This window comes from Roseateles saccharophilus (assembly GCF_031458095.1).
Lineage (GTDB): Bacteria > Pseudomonadota > Gammaproteobacteria > Burkholderiales > Burkholderiaceae_C > Pelomonas > Pelomonas saccharophila_A.
On record NZ_JAVDXU010000006.1, the window covers coordinates 105,829 to 122,671 of the forward strand.

15 protein-coding genes are annotated in these 16,843 nt (G+C 68.6%); 2 read left to right on the forward strand and 13 right to left on the reverse strand.

The window, feature by feature from the left end:
- Positions 1-48: 48 nt before the first annotated feature.
- Positions 49-927 (reverse strand): amino acid ABC transporter substrate-binding protein, encoded by an 879-nt coding sequence (locus J2X20_RS27950; protein WP_310272770.1) that lies wholly within the window; start codon positions 925-927, stop codon positions 49-51.
- Between the two features lie 68 nt (positions 928-995).
- Between J2X20_RS27950 and J2X20_RS27955 the strand changes: the two genes are divergently transcribed.
- On the forward strand, positions 996-1,196 hold the full coding sequence (locus J2X20_RS27955) for a hypothetical protein (protein WP_310272771.1): 201 nt from the start codon (positions 996-998) through the stop codon (positions 1,194-1,196).
- Here the strand turns inward: J2X20_RS27955 and J2X20_RS27960 are convergent.
- From J2X20_RS27960 to trhO, 5 genes are all read right to left on the reverse strand, one after another.
- The gene (locus tag J2X20_RS27960; protein WP_310272773.1) at positions 1,168-2,274 is read right to left on the reverse strand and encodes a GGDEF domain-containing protein; all 1,107 of its coding nucleotides are present in this window, start codon (positions 2,272-2,274) and stop codon (positions 1,168-1,170) included. The genes J2X20_RS27955 and J2X20_RS27960 overlap by 29 nt on opposite strands.
- A gap of 187 nt (positions 2,275-2,461) precedes the next feature.
- Positions 2,462-3,370, reverse strand: coding sequence for a pseudouridine synthase (locus tag J2X20_RS27965; protein ID WP_310272774.1), 909 nt, complete (start codon positions 3,368-3,370; stop codon positions 2,462-2,464).
- Positions 3,370-4,272: a TIGR02285 family protein gene (locus J2X20_RS27970; RefSeq protein ID WP_310272776.1), complete on the reverse strand. Its 903-nt coding sequence runs from the start codon at positions 4,270-4,272 to the stop codon at positions 3,370-3,372. The genes J2X20_RS27965 and J2X20_RS27970 overlap by 1 nt, the downstream gene beginning before the upstream one ends.
- Positions 4,273-5,574: a UDP-N-acetylglucosamine 1-carboxyvinyltransferase gene (locus J2X20_RS27975; protein ID WP_310272778.1), complete on the reverse strand. Its 1,302-nt coding sequence runs from the start codon at positions 5,572-5,574 to the stop codon at positions 4,273-4,275.
- A gap of 226 nt (positions 5,575-5,800) precedes the next feature.
- Complete coding sequence (gene trhO, locus J2X20_RS27980) at positions 5,801-6,598, reverse strand: oxygen-dependent tRNA uridine(34) hydroxylase TrhO (protein ID WP_310272779.1); 798 nt, start codon at positions 6,596-6,598, stop codon at positions 5,801-5,803.
- A 71-nt stretch (positions 6,599-6,669) separates the two neighbouring features.
- On the opposite strand from trhO, the gene asd reads away from it, so the two are divergent.
- Complete coding sequence (gene asd, locus J2X20_RS27985) at positions 6,670-7,506, forward strand: archaetidylserine decarboxylase (protein WP_310272781.1); 837 nt, start codon at positions 6,670-6,672, stop codon at positions 7,504-7,506.
- Here the strand turns inward: asd and J2X20_RS27990 are convergent.
- The 7 genes from J2X20_RS27990 to J2X20_RS28020 form a co-directional block, all read right to left on the reverse strand.
- Positions 7,448-9,745: a putative bifunctional diguanylate cyclase/phosphodiesterase gene (locus J2X20_RS27990; protein ID WP_310272783.1), complete on the reverse strand. Its 2,298-nt coding sequence runs from the start codon at positions 9,743-9,745 to the stop codon at positions 7,448-7,450. The two genes, asd and J2X20_RS27990, sit on opposite strands and share 59 nt — an antisense overlap.
- A gap of 157 nt (positions 9,746-9,902) precedes the next feature.
- Complete coding sequence (locus J2X20_RS27995) at positions 9,903-11,288, reverse strand: glycoside hydrolase family 30 protein (RefSeq protein ID WP_310272785.1); 1,386 nt, start codon at positions 11,286-11,288, stop codon at positions 9,903-9,905.
- Between the two features lie 11 nt (positions 11,289-11,299).
- On the reverse strand, positions 11,300-12,787 hold the full coding sequence (locus J2X20_RS28000; protein ID WP_310272787.1) for a tryptophan halogenase family protein: 1,488 nt from the start codon (positions 12,785-12,787) through the stop codon (positions 11,300-11,302).
- Positions 12,784-13,836, reverse strand: coding sequence for an ABC transporter ATP-binding protein (locus J2X20_RS28005; protein WP_310272789.1), 1,053 nt, complete (start codon positions 13,834-13,836; stop codon positions 12,784-12,786). The genes J2X20_RS28000 and J2X20_RS28005 overlap by 4 nt, the downstream gene beginning before the upstream one ends.
- Positions 13,833-14,696: a carbohydrate ABC transporter permease gene (locus J2X20_RS28010; RefSeq protein ID WP_310272791.1), complete on the reverse strand. Its 864-nt coding sequence runs from the start codon at positions 14,694-14,696 to the stop codon at positions 13,833-13,835. Before J2X20_RS28010 ends, J2X20_RS28005 begins: the two co-directional genes overlap by 4 nt.
- Positions 14,696-15,571: a carbohydrate ABC transporter permease gene (locus J2X20_RS28015; RefSeq protein WP_310272793.1), complete on the reverse strand. Its 876-nt coding sequence runs from the start codon at positions 15,569-15,571 to the stop codon at positions 14,696-14,698. The genes J2X20_RS28010 and J2X20_RS28015 overlap by 1 nt, the downstream gene beginning before the upstream one ends.
- Positions 15,571-16,803 (reverse strand): ABC transporter substrate-binding protein, encoded by a 1,233-nt coding sequence (locus tag J2X20_RS28020; RefSeq protein WP_310272794.1) that lies wholly within the window; start codon positions 16,801-16,803, stop codon positions 15,571-15,573. Before J2X20_RS28020 ends, J2X20_RS28015 begins: the two co-directional genes overlap by 1 nt.
- Between the last annotated feature and the right edge of the window lie 40 nt (positions 16,804-16,843).

Genomic DNA, 16,843 nt, shown 5'->3' on the forward strand with positions numbered 1-16,843 from the left:
CACCCGCCGCTGTGCACTGTGGCGGCCTCGGGGTTTGTCAGGGGGGCTTCAATACGGAACCTGGTCCGAGGGGTACTTCCAGAAGTCCTTCAGCAGATAGTTCATCGGCAGGTTCAGCGCCGTGTTCTTGGGCGGGATGGGCTTCATGAACCAGCGCTCGTAGATGGCCTGGGCCTCGTGGCTGGTGATGAGGCGCTTCATCTCCTCGTCGACGATGGCCTTGAGCTCCGGGTCGTTCCTGGGCAGCACGATGGACAGGGGTTCGATGGTCAGGAACTTGCCAACGACGCGGAACTTGGCCGCGTCGGGCCGCGCCGAGGCCAGGCCATAGAGCAGCACGTCGTCCATGACGAAGCCGTCGGCCTGGCCGGCGGCCAGCATCTCCATGGCCTTGGCGTGGTCGGGTGCCTCGATGAGGTTGATGTGCAGGGCGCGCTCGTCGTTGGCCTGGGTGATGGCCTTCAGCGGCGTCGTGCCCTTGGTGGAGACCAGGGTCTTGTTCTCGAAGCCGGCCAGGTCGTTGATGCCGCTGTCGCCCTTGACGAGATAGCGCGCGCCGGTGATGTAGTGCGGCACGGTGAAGGCGACCTTCTCGCGGCGCTCGGCGTTGTTGGTCGTCGAGCCGCATTCCATGTCGGCCTTGCCGTCGACCACCATCTGGATGCGGTTGGCCGGCGTCACCAGCAGGAATTGCGGGCTCAGCGTGTTCAGCTTCAGCTTCTTGCGCACGGCCTCGGCCACCTTGAGGCACAGGTCCACCGCATAGCCGACGGGCCGGCCGTCGGGCAGCAGATAGCTGAAGGGCACCGAGGATTCGCGGTGGGCCAGCACGATGCGTCCGCTGGACTGCATGCGATCCAGCGCCGGGCCGGCCTGGGCGGTGGCGGCGAGACCAAGAGCGAGCAGGAGCGGCGACAGGGTTTTCATGGTTCGGCCATTGTGATTCAGCCCCCTGGAGTCTGCGCATCATGACCATGCGAAGTTGGCCTTGGCCGATGCTTTTGGCACTGGCCGGCCCCGCCATGGCCGACCCGGGCTATTGCGTCGTCACCGCCTACGACCCGGCCGGTCGCGTCGGCGCCGAGCTGCGCTACTGGACGGCGAAATCCCCCGATGAAAAGGCCGCCTGGCTCTGGGGCAGGATCCACGGCCGCCGCGGCGACATGTTCACGATGCAGCTGCAGTGGCTGCGCTGAGGCCGGTTTCTCCGTCGGCGACGGTGCGGTTGCGCCCGCCGCGCTTGGCCTCGTAGAGGGCGCGATCGGCGGCGGAAAGCAGGTCGGCAAAGCTCGTCGCACTGGCGTTCAGCATGGCCAGGCCCGCCGACAGCGTCGCGCCGACCGTGCCGCCCTCGGGCGTCACAAAGGGTGCCTCCTGGACCATCAGGCGGATGCGCTCGGCCACTTCGCAGGCGCCGGCCAGGTCGGTGCGCGGCAGCAGCACGACGAATTCCTCGCCACCATAGCGGGCAGCCAGGTCGCCGGTGCGCAGGGAGCGCAGGATCAGCCCGCCCACCTGGCGCAGCACCTCGTCGCCGGCCGGGTGGCCGTGGCGGTCGTTGATGGCCTTGAAGTGGTCGATGTCCAGGAACAGGCAGGCCAGCGGGTAGCGGTGGCGCACGGCCTGGCTGAACTCGATGAGGCTGCGGTGATCGAAATAGCGGCGGTTGTGCACGCCCGTGAGGCCGTCCGTCATGCCGGCGCGGCGCAGGCGCTCGCGGTTGAGCATGCTCTCGATGGCGATGGCGGCGATGGCCGACAGCCGGTCGAGGAATTTGGTGCCCGAGGCGGTGTCGTAGCGCTCCGGGTCGCGCGAACCGAAATGCAAGCTGCCGATCAAGAGGCCCTGGCGGATCAGCGGCAGCAGGGCCGCTGAACGCACGCCAGCCTCGGGCGAAAAGGCCTTGGCCAGCAAGGCCTCGTCCGGGCCGGGGCCGACCAGGCGGCTGGTGCGGGCGGCACCGAACAGGTCCTTCAGCGGGCCGTGGCTGTCCAGCAGCTGCGGCGCCTTGACCATGGGTAGGGCCGGCAGGGCGCGGCGCAGCTCCTCGTCGGGGTCGAGCAGCCAGAGCTCGGCGGCGTCCAGGCCGAAGTCCTCGCGGCAGTCGACGAGCAGCAGGTTGACCAGCTCCTCCATCGAGCTCACCGCAACGAGGCGGCGCTCCAGCGCGTCGAAACGGTCCAGCTTGCGCTCGTTGGCCTTGGCGGCGTCGAGCAGGGACTGCAGCTGGCGGCGCAGTTCCTGGATCTGGGCTTGAGGGTTGGGCGCGTTCATGTAGGCATATCCAGGGTGCAAGGCGCGACCCACGTCCCACGAAAGTCCGGGCCGAGCGCCGGGCCGCTCCCTAGCCGGCCCGTCGGGCGATGTGCTTGCCGGTCGATCCGGCAAGCATCGCCGTCCCCTCGGGGGACCGACTGGGCTTGCCCGCGTTCAGCGGGGCGAGACTGGGCGAGGGGTTGTTTCATCTCGGCGCGATTGTCAGGGCGGCGCGCTCAAAGCTTCGTTGCAGGCCCGTGACGGGGTCCGTGAACGATATGGCGCGTGCAACCAATTGCAGCGGCGCGTCCAGGCGCGGCGGGTTCTCGTGGGGCTGCAGCACCGGGTAGATGCGGTCGCCCACCAGGGGCAGGCCGAGGGCATTCATCTGGGCGCGCAACTGGTGGCGCAGCCCCGTCTTCGGCCGCAGCTCGTAGCGGGCCAGGCCACCCGGCAAAGCCTCGACGAGATCGATCCAGGTCTCGGCATTGGGCTCGCCAGCGACCACCTGCATCTGCATGAAGCCCTCGCCGCGGGGCTCCTCGAGGCGATGCCTCACCACGCGCGGCCAGGGGCCGGCACCCAGCGGCGCGATGGCCTCATAGACCTTGTCGACGACACGCTCGCGGAACAGCTGGTGATAGGCGTTGCGCTCGTCGCGGCGCAGGTTGAAGACGACCAGGCCGGCGGTCTCGCGGTCCAGCCGGTGCACGGGGTTGAGATCCACCAGACCGGTGGCATGGCGCAGCCGCGCCATCAGCGTCTGGCGGGCATAGAGGCCGCTGGGCGTGACGGGCAGGAAGTGGGGCTTGTCGGCCACCAGCAGGTGCTCGTCCTGGAAGACGATGCGCTCGCGAAAAGGGATGTCGGGCTCGACGTCCAGGTGGCGCCAGTAGTAGACGCGGCGATTGCCGCGATAGGGCACATCGGCCACAGGCCGGCCCTCGTCGTCGACAACGTCGCCACACGCGACGCGCTCGGGCCAGTCGTCCACGCGCGGCAGGCGCTCGGCAAGGAAGGCCGTCGTCGTGGCCCAGGGACCGGGCGGGCAGAACACGGCGCTGGCGGCCACACCCTCGCGCAGCGGCAGCTCCGGCTTGGGCGGCCGGGCCACTACTCGATGCGCGGCCCGCCGCGGGCGCGCTCGTCCATATACGCGTTGAGCCGCTTCATGTCCTGGGGCTCGGCGCGGTTGCCGCGCCATTCACGCACCCAGGCCTCTCGGTTGGGCTCGGCCGCCAGTTTGCGCACGGCGGCATCGATGGCCTCGATGTGGCGCCGGCCCTCGGGCGTACGGCTGCAGGAGACGGTCGCCAGCGGCGTGCTCAGGCCCTCGGCCACGGGCAAGGCGATGAGGGCCCCGGGGTCGCCGACGCGGTCCAGGTAGTCCTTGACGACGGTCGGGTACTCCAGCGTGTAGTCCATGCGGCCGGCGCGCAGCATGTCCAGCAACTGGCCGCTGAGCTGGGCCCCGACGGCCAGGCGCGGCACGACATGCTGGGTCAGCTGCTTGTCGATCTGCGGGCCGAAGGCGCGGTCGCGCGCGAGCAGCAGGCGCAACTCCTGGCGCTTGAGCAACTCGGCCAGCACGAGGCGGCCATCCGGCGGCCGTCCCTGGGCCACTTTCTCCATGGCCTCGCGCCTGACGATGACGTGGATCTCGCGCGAGATCAGCGGCGGATAGAGGTGGGAGAAGTAAAGCCACTCCGAGCGCGCCGGCGTGCGCACATGCATGGTGGAGCACAGCGTCTCGCCACGCCGACTCTCGGCCTCGTAGCGGGCCGTGCTGGCTTCGACGAACTCATGCCGGAACTCGGGCATGCGGGCCAGCAGCACACGCATGAAGCCGTCCACCTCGCCGCGGCCCAGCTCCGCAATGGTGCGCGGCGGCTTGCCCTGCACGAAGCTGAAATGAGGCGGCACATCCTGGGCCACCCAGCGGATGGTTTCAGCCGGCGGCGGCTCCGCCTGGGCGGCCGAAGCCACCAGGCATGCGGCCGCGAGCCAGCGCCGCACTTAATCCCCTTCCACCCATTCAATTCGCGCGCCGAGCTCGCAGATGTGCTCGACGAAATTGGGGTGGGCGCGGCGGATGGGCGTCGCGTTCCTGATCACGCTCTTGCCGGGGATGCTGGCCGCCACCATCAGCAGCGCGATGGCGACGCGGATGATGTAGGGGCTCTCGACCTCGGTCGGGCTCAGCGGCTTGCCGCCGAAGGTGATCATGCGGTGCGGGTCGCTGAGGAAGGCGTGGGCGCCGAACTTGGCCAGCTCCGACGTCCAGCCCATGGCGCCGTCATAGACCTTGTTCCAGAACATCACGCTGCCCTCGGCCTTGACGCCCAGGGCGACGAAGATGGGCAGCAGGTCCACCGGCACATAGGGCCAGGGGGCGGCTTCCACCTTCTGCAGGATGTTGCGCGTGAAAGGCTCCTTCACCTTCAGCGGGCCATTGGTGACGCAGCGGCTCCAGCCGTCCTCGTGGACGATCTGCACGCCGAACTTGGCGAAGGTGCGGTCCAGCAGCGGGAACATCTCCGGCGCGCCGTTCTTGACCTGCACATTGCCGCCGGTGATGGCGCCCAGAGCCAGGAAGGTGACGATCTCGTGGAAGTCTTCCGTGAAGGTGTAGTCCGCGCCGCCGAGTTCGTCGGCGCCGGTGATCTTCAGCTTGGACGTGCCATGGCCTTCGATCCTGGCGCCCAGCAGCGACATGAAGTTGCAGAACTCCTGCACATGGGGCTCGCTGGCGGCATTGGTCAGCGTGGACACGCCGTCGGCCAGGGCCGCGCAGAGGACGAAGTTCTCGGTCGTCGTCACCGAGGCGTAGTCGGTCCAGTGGGCATTGGCCGTCAGGGGCCGGTGCACGCGCAGGATGAGGCCGTCGGGCAGGCGCTCGACCTGGGCGCCGAAGCGCTCGAAGACTTCCACATGGGGGTCGATCTCGCGCGCGCCCAGGGTGCAGCCCTTGACGTCGTCCTCGATGCGGGCGGCGCCGAAGCGGGCCATCAGGCCGGGCACCAGCATGATGGAAGAGCGCATCTCCTCGGGCAGGCGGTCGACGTTGGGGTCGAAATGGGTGTGCTCGTGGTGGACGTCGAGGATGCCGGTCTTGAAGTCCAGCTCGACCTTGGAGCCGAGCTTGCGGAAGACCTCGACGATCTTCTTCACGTCGGTGATCTCGGGCACGCCGCGCAGGCGCACCGGCTGCTTGGTCAGCAGCGTCGCGCACAGGATGGGCAGGACGGCGTTCTTGTTGGCCGAGGGGGTGATGCGGCCCGAGAGGGGCGTGCCGCCGTGGACGATCAGGTGAGACATCGAATGACAGTTTGCGGTGCGCGCAAGCGGCGCGCGGTGGCATTGTCGGGGTTTGCGGCGCCGAGCATCGGCCGCGGGCCGGAAGCTTTGCTCCGAAGCGGGGGAATCATTCCTCCGTGGCGCGGCTGGTCGCAGGCAAGGGGCGACCTCGATACGCCCGGGGAGGCGCGACATCCACCGTCACGCCCGTTACACGGCCGTCACCGGCTCGCCGATGCCGGCTCGATCAGGATTCGGGATCCAGGCGCTTGGCCCGCGCCAGCCGCCAGGCATCGGCCGGGTCGGTGAAGACGGCCTCGGCCGTCGTGCCCGTCTCGCGGCCGGCAGCGTCGATGGCGATGCGCTTGTCGAAGACATAGCACTCGCCCTGCCAGTCGCCGGCCGCATCCTCGGGGAAGGCTTCGAGATAGTTCAGGATGCCGCCGTCGAGCTGGGCCACCTTCAGGCCGCGGGCCTGCATCCAGGCCGCCGTCTTCTCGCAGCGGATGCCGCCGGTGCAGTACATGGCCACCGTCCTGCCCTGCCATGCGTCGCGATGCGCCTCGACATAGGCCGGGAAGTCGCGAAAGTGGGCCACGCCGGGGTCGATGGCGCCGCGAAAGCGCCCGAGCTTGAACTCGAAGCTGTTGCGGTTGTCCAGCACGACGGTGTCGGGGTCGGCCAGCAGCTCGCGCCAGCGCTGCGGGCTGACATGGGTGTCGGTCGCCTCACCCCCGCTGACGCCGGGAATGCCGAAGGCAACGATCTCGCGCTTGACCGAGACCTTGAGCCGGCTGAAGGGCCGGCGCTCGCAGGCGTTGTGCTTGAAATGCAGGTCAGCGAGGCCCGGGTGGGCCTGCAACTCGGCCTCGAAGGCGCGCACGGCCTCGGCCTCGCCGGCGATGGCGGCGCTGAGGCCTTCCTCGGCCACCAGCACGACGCCGCCCAGGGCCAGTTCAGCGCCGCGCAGGCGCAGGCTTTCGGCAAAGCCGGTCGGATCCGGCATCGGGGTAAAACGGTAGAAGGAGCTGTGCAGCAAGGCCATGGGAGGGAATTGTCGGCTCGTACACTGCCCGAAAAACAGCGGCACCCGGCTTTGTATCGGGCGCCATCGCCATGTCCGACCGCCTCAAAGTCCTGCCCCAATACCTGATGCCCAAACTGGCCATGACGCGCCTGGCCGGGCATTACGCGTCCAAGCCCATGGGGGGCGTGACGACGTCGACCATCCGCCGCTTCGTCGCGCGCTATGGCGTCAACATGGCCGAGGCGGCCGAGCCGGACATCACAGCCTACAAGACCTTCAACGACTTCTTCACGCGCGCGCTGAAGCCCGGCGCCCGGCCGCTGGCGCAGGCCCCGCTGATCTGCCCCGTGGACGGTTCCATCAGCCAGGTCGGCCGCATCCAGGGCGAGCAGGTCTACCAGGCCAAGGGCCAGACCTTCACGACGACGGCCCTGGTCGGCGGCGACGCCCAGCTGGCCGCGCGCTTTACGGACGGCCTGTTCGCCAACCTCTACCTCAGCCCCAAGGACTACCACCGCATCCACATGCCGGCCGCCGGCAAGCTGGTGCGCATGGTGCATGTGCCGGGTGAGCTGTTCTCGGTGAACCCGACGACGGCGCGCGGCGTGCCGGGCCTGTTCGCGCGCAATGAGCGCGTCGTCTGCGTCTTCGACGACGACGCCCTGGGCCGCTGGGTGCTGGTGCTGGTGGGCGCCACCATCGTCGGCAGCATGGCCACGACCTGGCACGGCCAGATCAAACGCAGCGGCCCCGTGCGCGAGTGGGACTACGCCCCGGGGCAGGTCACGCTGGCCCAGGGCGACGAGATGGGCCGCTTCCTGCTCGGCTCCACCGTCGTCATGCTGTTCGAGAAGAGCGGGCTGCAGTTCAACCCGGCGTGGCAGCCGGGTGGCTCGATCCGGATGGGTGAACTGATGGCTCGCTGAGGAGCTTGGCAGCTGCATCAGGCGGCAAAGGCCTGGACAGCAGCCAGCCCTGCAGATGCGTGCAGCCCAGGCGCTCGACCTCGGCGGCCTGGGCCTCGGTCTCCACGCCTTCGGCCACGATGGCCAGGCCCAGGGCCTCAGCAACGACACAGGCGGCCTGCACAACGGCACCGGCCGAGGGTTCCGGCAACGGGTCGACCATGCTGCGGTCCAGCTTCAGCGTCGTGATGGGCAGCCGGCGCAGCAGGGTCAGCGAGCTCTGACCGGTGCCGAAATCGTCGAAGGCGACACCGACCCCGGCTTCGCGCAGCCGTGCCAGCTGGGGCAGCACGCGATCCATATGCGTCATCGCGGCGGTCTCGGTGATCTCGACCTCGATCAGCGCCGGGTCCACGCCATGGGCGCGCACCAGGTCCAGCACCCAGTCCGCAAAACCGGTGTCCTCGAACTGCAGCGGCGACACATTGACCGCCACCGGCATGACGGCCAGGCCTTGCTGCTGCCAGGCGCGCAGCTGCTGGGCCGCCTGGCGCAGGATGAGGGCGCCCAGGGGCACGATCTGGCCGGTGCGCTCGGCGGCCGGGATGAAGTCGGCCGGGCTGACACGGCCCCGCCCCGGCCGTTGCCAGCGCACCAGGGCCTCGAAGCCGGCCAGGCGGTGCGCGCCGGCCTCGAACTTGGGCTGGTAGTCGAGCTGGAACTCCTCGCGGTCGATGGCCGAAGCCAGGGCCTGCTCGATCTCCAGCAGGCCGCCGGCCGCCGCGGCCATGCCCGGCCGGAAGGCCACGACGGCCGCGCCGGCCTGCTGCTTGGCCTGGTGCATGGCGATGTCGGCGGCGCGCAGCAGGGCCGCGCCGTTCTGTCCATGGGCCGGAAAGCGCGCGATGCCGACCGACAGGTGCACATACAGGGCCCGGTGCGCGACGGCAAAGGGCAGGTTCATCAGCGCCAGCAGGCGTTGGCCCACCAGCAGCGCGGCCGCGTCGTCCTCCACGCCAGGCTGCAGCAGCAGGAACTGGTCCTCGCCCAGGCGGGCCAGCAGGGCGTCAGGCGGCAGGGCCTCACGAAGACGGGCGGCGATGGCCTGCAGCAGGGCGTCGCCGGTCTCATGGCCCAGGCTTTCGTTGACGAGCTGGAAGCGGTCCAGGTCGGCCGACAGCAGCGCAAAGCCGGGGCTGCCCGGCGCCGTCAGCTCGGCCAGCCGGGCCAGAGCGGCGTGGCGGTTGGGCAGGTCGGTCAGCTCGTCGTGCAGGGCCTGGCGGCGCAGCGCCTCAGTCGCACGCTGCCTCTCGGTGTCGTCCAGGATCAGCACCAGCAGGGCCGGGCCGCCTTCCCACTCGATATAGCTGGAACTGCCACGCAGATAGATGGCGCTGCCATCGCGCCGATAGCGTTCCCCCTCCCAGGGGATCTGGCCGCTGCGCTCCTCCAGCAGGCGCGCATAGCGGGCCCGGGCGCCCTCGATGTCGGAGCTGGCGATCATTGGCCCGATGGGGCCGATGTCCTCGACCTGCTCGAAGCCGAACATCGCCAGCGCCGCCGGATTGGCATACACGGCACGCGTATCGCGCACGACGAGCAGGCCCTGCATGGACTGTTCGTAAAGCTGGCGCAGCCGTGAATTGACTCGCTGGGTCTCGTGATGGGCGCGGCGCACCGACAGCAGGATCAGGGCCATGGCCAGCACGGCCTGCACATAGGTGCCCAGGATGTGGGTGATGGGAGAGCGGGCCAGCGGGTCCAGCAGTGGGCCGCTGAGGTGGACCAGGCCCGAGGCCGCAAAGCAGGCGGCGACAAAGCGCTCGCCGGTGGCGCCATCACGCCACAGCCAGGCCGCAGCCAGCCAGGCGCCACCCGTGAGGATCAGGGCCGCGGCGACGACGGCATGGCGCTGCTGCACCAGGGCCAGCGCCAGGATGAAGCCGAGCAGGGTCAGGAAGATCGGCGCATTGACGCGCCAGCGCCAGGCCCGGCCGCGATAGCGCGCGGCGCCGGCCAGCTGCAGGGCCAGCGAAGCGATGATGGCGGCCGTCGCCGCCGTGGCCTGGACCTTGTAGTGCAAGGACTCCGGGTCTGCCGGCACGAGGGCGATGCCCAGCGTCAGGCCGACAGCGAGCAGGACGTGGCTCCAGCCCCAGTCGCTGATGTGGGGATGGCCGGGCTCCAGACGGGCCAGCACCAGCAGCGCGACGCCCAGAAGGGCGATCAAGCTGGTGCTGATCAGCAGGGATCCCGTCATCGTTACATCCTAGCCAGGATGGACCTGGCGGCGTGACATCAGCCACGCTCGGAGTCGTTAGAACTCAGGACGGATATCACGCGTGACCCAGGGCCAGCGGCTCACGACGCAGAAGGTTTCGCGACAGCTTCGCTCTCGGCGCGGTCGCGCCCCGCCATCACCAGGTGAAGGTGACGACGCCGCTGGCCGGCAGCTCGTAGCTGAAGCGCTGGCCGGGCGCCTGCACCATGAAGCGGCGCGGCTCGGCCGCGGAGTTGCTGACGATGAGGGCCGTGCTGCCATCAGGGTTGATGAAGGCGACGTGGTCCAGCCCCTTGGCGCCGCCTTCCGAGTCCACGCGCCGCGCCCCCTGGTGCACGAAGCGGCTGGCATGGCCGAAGGCGTAGTACTCGATGTTGCGCGTGACCTGGCCCGTCTTGGGGTCGATGGTGACGACGCCGCGGCAATCCTTGCAGCCGCCCAGATGCGGCCCGTAGGCCGGGTCCAGGGCCAGGTTCCACATCAGCACGCCGCGCGCGCCGTGGCGGGTGCTGCCGATGATGAGGTTGCGCGTGATCCACGGCAGGGTCTCGGCCCATTGCGGCTTCCATTCGCCGCCCGAGCATTCGGTGAACCAGACGTCGAGCTGGGGAAACTGTTGCGCCACCTGGGACTGGGCCGCCACATCGCCCGCATAGCAATGCCAGGCCACGCCCGACACGTACTGGCGCGCCGTCGCATCGGACAGCATGGACAACGGGCTCCAGGGCTCGTCCCAGTTGTGGTCCCACTCCAGCAGCTGGGTCTTCATACCCTTGGCCTTGAGCAGCGGGCCGAGGTGCTGGCCGACAACGGCGGCACGGGTGCGCGGCGTCATGCGCATGCCGGGGTAGTCGCCGGGCTCGAAGTGGGGCTCGTTCTGCAGCGTCAGCGCGAAGATGGGCACGCCTTCGGCTTTCATCTCCTCGACATAGCGCACCATGTAGTTGGCGAAGGCGCCATAGAACTCGGGCAGCAGCTGGCCCTGCACCAGGCTGTCGGTCGTCTTCATCCAGCCCGGCGCACTCCAGGGCGAGGCCATGACCTGCAGCTTGGGATTCAGCGCCAGGGCCTGCTTGACGGCGGGGATGACGTCTTCGCGCTCGTTCACCAGCGAGAAGTTCTTCAGCTCGGGGTCGGTCCGGCCCGCGGGCATGTCGTCCAGGCTGTAGTGGCGGCGTGAGAAGTCCGACGCACCGATGGTCAGCCGCGTGAACTCGAAGCCCAGGCCCTTGCCTTCGCGCGTGAAAAGCTCGCGCATCAGCGCGTTGCGCTGGACTTCGCTCATGCCGTGTCGGATCAGCCAGGCCGAACCTTCGGTGATGGCGGCGCCAAAGCCGGCGATGCGCTGGTGCTTGCGCCTGGGGTCGATGCGGATGACGTCACCGGTCTTGGCGGCGGCCTTGTCGACCGCGCTCGGCGCGAGCAGCTGCTGCTGGTCGGCCGTGGTGAGGAAAGCCCGTACAGGCGCAGCGTTAGCGGCCGTGGCGAGCGCGGCTGTCAGCGTCAGAAGCAATGTCTTCATGAGGTCTCTGGCTAAGGTGCCGCGCAGTGAGCGGCGATGAAATCGGCGTGGCTGGGCATCACGTCCACGCAGCGGCGCACGACGCGCTGCACGTCGTCGACGATTTGCTGGGCTTGTTCGGGAGAACGCATGGCGGCAAGCGGGTGGTGGCCGCGCGGCATCAAACCCTGGCCCATCAGCACCTGCAGCCAGCTGGGCTCTGAGAACAGCTCCTGGCCGTGACGGAACAAGCGGCCATGGCTGGCGAAAAGGTTCATGCGGGCCTGCAGCGACTCGGGCACGGCCATGGCGCGGCAGTGGCGCCAGAAGGCCGAGTCGTCGCGGCGCGTCAGCTTGTAGTGCAGGATGATGAAGTCGCGCACCGACGCCATCTCGGCTGCGGTCTGGCGGTTGTATTCGGTGATGTCGGCGGGCTCCAGGCCGTCGCTCGGGAAGAGGTCGATCAGGCGCAGCACGGCGCTCTGGATCAGGTGGAGGCTGGTGGACTCCAGCGGCTCCAGGAAGCCGCTGGCGAGGCCGATGGCGACGCAGTTGCCGACCCAGGCCTGCTGGCGCCGCCCGGTGCGGAACTTGATGAGGCGCGGCTCGGCCGGGGGCTCGCTCTCCAGGTTGCGCATCAGCGTGTCGCGCGCCGCAGCCTCGTCGGTGAAGGCGCTGGCAAAGACATGGCCGTTGCCGGTGCGGTGCTGCAGCGGGATGCGCCATTGCCAGCCGGCGTCATGCGCCGTCGCCCGCGTGTAGGGCAGCAGCGGACCGTGGGAGGCTGTGGGCACCGCCCAGGCGCGGTCGCAGGGCAGCCAGTTGGACCAATCTTCGAAAGGAACGCCCAGCGTCTTGCCGATCAGCAGGGCATGCAGGCCCGAGCAGTCGATGAAGAAGTCGCCTTCGACCTTGCGGTCGCCGTTCAGATGCAGGGCGCGGATGTGGCCGCCCTCGCAGTCGACACGCTCGACGCGGCCTTCGATGCGCTCAACACCCTGCTTCTCGGCATGCCGACGCAGCAGCGCCGCGTAGCGCGACGCATCGAAATGAAAAGCGTAGGCAATCTCCGCCAGCGGCGACCCGGCCATGTCGGGCCGCGGCCGCATGAAGCGACCGGCCAGCGCGGCCTGGTTGTTGATGGAGAACTCGGCCAGCGGCAGCTGAGCTCCCAGGCGCAGCCAGTGCTGATGAAAGGGCAGCTCGTCCAGCGGCCGGCCGACATCGCCAAAGGCATGCATATAGCGCTCGCCAACAGCACCCCAGTTGACGAACTCGATGCCGAGCTTGAAGGTCCCGCCGGTCTCGCGCAGGAACTCGTCTTCGTCCAGCCCGATGCGGGCATTGAAGCCGCGGATGGGCGGGATGGTGGCCTCACCGACGCCGACGATGCCGATCTCGTCGGACTCGACCAGGCTGATCTGCCAGCGCCCCTGCCCCAGCCGGGCCGCCAGCGCCGCCGCGCTCATCCAGCCGGCGCTGCCGCCGCCCACGATGACGATGCGGCGCAGCCCGCTCACAGGCGCTGCTCGGTGCCAGCGTCGAAGATGCTCAGGGCCGATTCTTCGATGTCGAAGGCCAGCTCGTCGCCCGCCGTGATGCGGCGGCCGTCGTGCACGAGCACCGAGAAGCTCTGCTCGCCCAGCTTCATCCATACGACCTGGTGGTTGCCCATGGGTTCGACCAGCTGCACGGTCGCACGCCAGCGGCCGTCGGACTGCAGGCGCACATGCTCGGGGCGGATGCCGAGCACAAGGCTCTGCCCCGCCTTCACGCGGCCCTCGGCCAATTGCAGCGGCAGCACGCCTTGCAGCGAGCGGCCGTCGGCGCCGACCTGGGCCGACACGAAGTTGATGGCCGGCGCGCCGAGGAAGCCGGCGACGAAGAGATTGGCGGGCGTCTCGTAGACCTCGGCCGGCGTGCCGATCTGCTGGATGACACCGCTCTTCATGACGACGATGCGCGAGGCCAGGGTCATGGCCTCGACCTGGTCGTGCGTCACGTAGATCATGGTGTTGCCCAGGTTCTGGTGCAGCAGCTTGAGCTCGCGGCGCAGCTCGGCGCGCAGCTTGGCGTCGAGATTGGACAGGGGCTCGTCGAACAGGAAGACGCCCGCCTCGCGCACCAAGGCGCGGCCGATGGCGACGCGCTGGCGCTGGCCGCCCGACAGCTGGGCCGGCTTGCGGCTGAGCAGCGGCGTCAGCTGCAGCATCTCGGCCGCGCGCGCCACGCGACGTTCGATCTCCGCCTTGGGCACACCGGCCACGCGCGGGCCGAAGCTCATGTTGCGCTCCACCGTCATGGTCGGGTACAGCGCATAGCTCTGGAAGACCATGCCGATGCCGCGCTCGGCGGGCTCGGCGTCGGTCATGTCGGCGCCGCCGATGTGGATGCTGCCGCCGCTGACATCGATGAGGCCGGCGATGCTGTGCAGCAGCGTCGACTTGCCGCAACCCGAGGGGCCGAGCAGCACGAGGAACTCGCCTTCATGGACCTGCAGGTCCAGGCCCTTGATGACTTCGTTGTGGCCGAACTTGATGCTCAGGCCCTGGATGTTGACGCCACTCATTTGACGGCTCCGGCAGCGATACCGCGCACGAACCAGCGGCCGGATATCAGGTAGACAAGAAGGGGAACGGCCGACGTCAGGATGGTGGCCGCCATGTTGAGGTTGTAGAGACGCTCGCCCGTCGTCGTGTTGATGACGTTGTTCAGCTGCACCGTCATCGGCAGGTTGTCGCGGCCGGCGAAGGTCAGGCCCAGGATGTAGTCGTTCCACACGCCGGTGATCTGCATGATGGCCGCGACGATCAGCATGGGCGTGGACATCGGCAGCACCAGCTGCAAGAAGATGCGCCAGAAGCCGCCGCCGTCCACCCGCGCCGCCTTGAAGAGCTCGGCCGGCAGGCCCGCGTAGTAGTTGCGGAACAGCAGCGTCATGATGGGCATGGCGAACACCAGGTGCACGACGACGATGCCGGGCAGGCTGCTGTAGATGCCGATGGCCGCTTCCAGCTTGACGAGCGGGTAGATCATCACCTGGATGGGGATGAAGGCCCCCAGCATCAGCACGCCGAACAGCCACTGGCTGCCCTTGGGCTTCCACCACGACAGCGCATAGCCGTTGATGGCGCCCAGCAGGATGGGCAGCACGACGGACGGCACGGCGATGCTCACCGAGTTCCAGAAGCCGCCGCGCACGCCTTCGCAGCTGACGCCCGTGCAGGCCTCGCTCCAGGCGGCGCGCCAGGCGTCGAAGGTGATGGACGACGGCAGCGCAAAGATCTGGCCGAGACGGATCTCGTCCATGCTCTTGAACGAGGTCGTCAGCATCACGTACAGCGGCAGCAGGAAGAAGGCCGCGGCGCAGATCAGGAAGGCGTAGACGCCGACCCGTGCCCACAGGGCAGTTGCCTTGCGCTTGCTCATCAATGGCCTCCCTGCGCTTTTTGCCGGCTGCGGGCGTAAGCCAGCGGCGCGACCAGGGCCAGGACCGTCAGCAGCAACATCACGGCGCCCGCGGAGGCGAGTGCGAGATTCGCGCGGCCGAACAGGTGGTCCATGATGAACTTGGCCGGCACATCGCTGGCCGTGCCCGGGCCGCCCTGGGTCATGGCAACGACGGTGTCGAAGACCTTGACGACGCCGGTGGCCAGCAGCGTGAAGACCGTCGCCAGCGTCGGGGCCATCATGGGCAGCACGATGGACAGGTAGACGCGCCAGGTCGGGATGCCGTCCAGCTTGGAGGCCTTCCAGATCTCCTCGTCGATGCCACGCAGGCCGGCCAGCATCAGCGCCATCACCAAGCCAGCACCCTGCCAGGTGCCGGCGATGACGACGGTGTAGATGACCATGTCCTGGTCGACGATCCAGTCGAAACTGAAGTCCTTCCAGCCCATCTGCTGCATGGCGTTCTGCAGGCCGCTGTCGGGGTTGAGCACCCATTGCCAGACCAGGCCCGTGGCGACGAAGGACATCGCATACGGGTACAGGAAGGCCGTGCGCAGCACGCCCTCGCCACGCACCTTCTGGTCGATGAAGACCGCCAGCAGGAAACCGATGGCCATGGCGGCGACGATGTAGAGCACACCGTAGACCGCGAGGTTGTGGATGGCGTGCTGCCAGCGGTCGTTGTCGAGCAGGCGCTCGAACTGCTGCAGTCCGACGAAGTCGTCCTTGGGGAAGGTGCGCGAGCTGGACACCGAGGTGCGCAGCGTCCACAGCACCGTGCCCACATAGCCGACACAGACGATCAAGCCAAGGGGCAGCAGCGCGCCCCAGGCCGCGAGACCACGGCGCTTCATCAATTCCTCAGCGCCGAGACGATGTCCTTCTGGACTTTTTCAACTGGGATGTTGCGGTTCCAGTAGCTGGTCAGCACATCCTGCAGGGCGCCGTTCTGGTCGGGGGTGATGTAGATCTCACCGTTGCCGAGCTGGCGCGACTTGTCCTTCATGGCCGCCACGCCCATCTGGGCGCACAGGTCCATCTTGCTGACGTCGACGTCGGTGCGGATAGGGATGCTGCCCTTCTTGATGCTGAAGGCGACCTGGGTGGCGGGCTGGGTGATGACGCTGGCCAGCAGCTGCTGGGCCTTGACCTGGTCGGGCTTGTCGGTCTTGGGGAAGACCATCACGTCGCCCTGGATGATGTAGGGCGCCTTGGGGCCGAAGCCGGGGGCGCAGCCATAGTCCTTGCCGGCCTCCTGCTTGGCCTGGGCGAACTCACCCTTGGCCCAGTCGCCCATGATCTGCACGCCGGCGCGGCCGCTGATCAGCATGGCCGTCGCGTCGTTCCAGTTGCGGCCCGGCGAGCCCTTGTCGGTGTAGCTCTGCAGCTTCTTGAAGGCCAGCAGCACCTTCTTGAACTCCTCGCCCTGGATGGCCTTGGGGTCGCGGTCGCGGAAGATCTTCAGGTAGAGGTCGCGGCCGCCGTAATGGGCCAGCGTGGCGGTGAAGACGATGCCGTCCTGCCAGGGCTGGCCGCCATGGGCCAGGGGCACGAGGCCGGCGGCCTTGAGCTTGTCCAGGGCGGCGAACAGCTCGTCGAAGTTCTTGGGCTCCTCCGCGATGCCGGCCTTCTTGAAGGCGGCCTTGGAGAACCAGAACCAGCTCATGTTGTGGATGTTGACCGGCGCGGCGTAGTAGTGGCCGTTGACGCGGATGGCGCTCAGCACGGTCTCGGGCAGGAACTTGTCCCAGCCGTCGCGCTGGGCCACGGCGTCGACGTTGTTCAGCAGGCCCTGGTCGACGATGTCGCGGAACTGCTGGGTGGTGTTGAACTGGGCGGCCGTCGGCGGGTTGCCGCCGGCGATGCGATTGATGGCCACCGAGCGCGCCTGCTCGCCCAGCGCGACGGCGGTGTCGACCCAGATGCCGCCCTGGGCCTTGTAGGCCTCCGCCAGGGTCTTGGCGGCGGCGGATTCGCCGCCCGAGGTCCACCAGTGGATGACCTCGGCCTTCAGGGGTTCGGCGGCGTTGGAAGCGGTTGCAAGGAGCAGCGCGACAGCGGCCAGGGCATGGCGGGGGAACTTCATCTTGTCTCCGGATCTTGTGGGGCAGCCTGCGCAGTTTGCC